This is a genomic window from Paraburkholderia silviterrae (genome assembly GCF_004353915.1).
Lineage (GTDB): Bacteria > Pseudomonadota > Gammaproteobacteria > Burkholderiales > Burkholderiaceae > Paraburkholderia > Paraburkholderia silviterrae.
Window position 1 is genome coordinate 1 of sequence record NZ_SMRP01000072.1, and the last position, 2,155, is coordinate 2,155.

A 2,155-nucleotide genomic window follows, 5' to 3' on the forward strand; every position below is an offset into this window, starting at 1 on the left:
AAAGCTCAGTGTCTCGAAGCCGGGCGGCAAGGTCGCGGTAACGTTGTGCATCATGTCAGCGCCTCTAACGGGTTGTTGGGGGAAGGGGGATCGGGGTGATGCGCCGGCGATCGAATCTGCATCGGTGGGGTGCGATGCCGGCGGTCATGGGTTTGATGAGGTTCATGGCGTCGCCGGTGCGTCAGAACTTGCAGGAGCAGCCGACATGCGTCACCGACGTATCGATCGAGTCCACGGCGGTGGAGACCTTGCTGACTCTGACGCCTGTCATGCCCATCTGGACGCCGGCCGCCAGACCGCTCACGCCTACGACGCCAAACGTCGATCCGATGGCCGTCAATTGCTGGCCGACCACGAATTCCTGGACGATGGCGCCGATGAGCTGGTTCGTGTTCAGCAGTTCCTGGGATCCGATGGTGCCGATCAGGTTGTTGCCGAACACGATCGTCGATGACGTGCCGGCGACCACCGTCAGCGCGTTTCCGTTGATCTCGCCGACCTGGTTGCCGTTGATCTGCGAGATCGAATTGCCGTTGACCTGAGTGATCGAGTTGCCGTTGATGGTCGTGGTCGAGTTGCCGTCGATCGTCGTGGTCTTGTCGCCGCCGACGGTGTGCGTCGCATTGTTCTCGACGGCGATGTCGAGATTGCGCTCGGCGTGCAGCAGCACCTGCTCGGCGCCGGCCTTGTCCTCGAAGCGCAGCATGTTGGCGTTGGCCGTGGTGCCGCCGGGCGTGCGCGTGACGATGCCGCTTTGCGTGGCTGCGCCCGGCAAGCTGAACGGCGGCATCTGCTCGGCGTTGTAGATGCGACCTGTGACGAGCGGGCGGTCGAGCTCGCCGTTGAGGAAGTCGACGACGACTTCCTGGCCGATGCGCGGCACCTGCAGGGCACCGAACTCGGTGCCGGCCCAGGCGCTCGATACGCGCACCCAGCACGAGCTGTTCTCGTCGCCCTGGCCATAGCGGTCCCAGCGGAACTGCAGCTTCACGCGGCCGTACTCGTCGGTCCAGATCGTCTCGCCGGCAGGACCGACCACGATGGCGGTCTGCGGGCCGGTGGCTCTCGGCACGGGCGTGACGCTCGGCGCGCGCCAGGGCAGCGAGCTGGGCTGCACGACGAAGTCGAAGTCGTAGTGCGCCTCGCTGCTGCCGCTGGCATAGCCGCCTTCCTGGAGCCGGTACGTGACCGCGACGATCAGGTTCGCGACGTTGTCGGCGCTGCGCGGGCAGCCTTCGAGCGTGACGATGTAGCCCGGCGCCATGGTGCGCGCATGGGTGCTGCCGCGGCTCTGGGCGTGGCCAGCCTGCTCCTCTTCGAGCCGGACGGTGGCGTAGCGCTCGCCCTCGTCGGCGTTGATGTAGCCGGCCTGCCAGTCGTATTTCGCGTAGCCGGCGTGATCGTTGCCGAGCGGGTTGGCGCGGCGCTGCGAGACATCGGCGCGTGGCTTGCGGAAGTCGTGGTCGTTCACGGCAAAGATGCCGGAGCGCAGCTCGACGGCGGGTCGCCAGTCCTGCACGCCGACTTCGTCCGGGCGCACGAGGTGGTCGGAGGCGAGCCAGGGCAGCGTGGGGTAGAGGGCGAGCGGATCGTGCGAGGCGATGTCGTCGATGAGCACGAGCACCTGCTGGTCGGCCTCGTGGCGGAAGTAGTAGTAGATGCCCTCGCGCTCCATCATGCGGCTGATGAACGCGAAGTCGCTTTCCTGGTACTGCACACAGTAGTCCCAGGTGCGGTAGCGTGCGGCGAGGCGCGTCTCGACGGCGAAGCCGTAGGTCTGCAGGACCTGGCGCACGATGTCGGGGGCGGCCAGGTTCTGGAAGATGCGGCAGTCGACGGTCCGGGTGAGATACCAGAGCCAGGGGCGCAGGGTGAGGGCGTAGACGTAGCTGCGCGAGGTATCGGATTCACGGCCGGCAAACTCGCAGCGCACGATGTGCCCGCCGAGGTAGCGCGGGGGGCCGGCCGGCGTGGCGATGCTCAGATTGAGCGGCTTGCCGGTCAGCGCGTTCAGATCGAGGTCGGCGCTGGGGCTGACCATTTGTACATCGAAGGTGTAAAGGGTCGAGAGCCTCTCGGTGCCTTTGAGCGAGCGAAAGCTCAGTGTCTCGAAGCCGGGCGGCAAGGTCGCGGTAACGTTGTGCATCATGTCAGC

1 protein-coding gene is annotated in these 2,155 nt (G+C 66.2%); it reads right to left on the reverse strand.

The genetic code is table 11. The features are described 5' to 3' along the window. Positions 1-181 precede the first annotated feature (181 nt). Positions 182-2,155 (reverse strand): type VI secretion system Vgr family protein (locus EYW47_RS40545; RefSeq protein ID WP_133200408.1); only part of this gene is annotated, 1,974 nt, incomplete at its 5' end.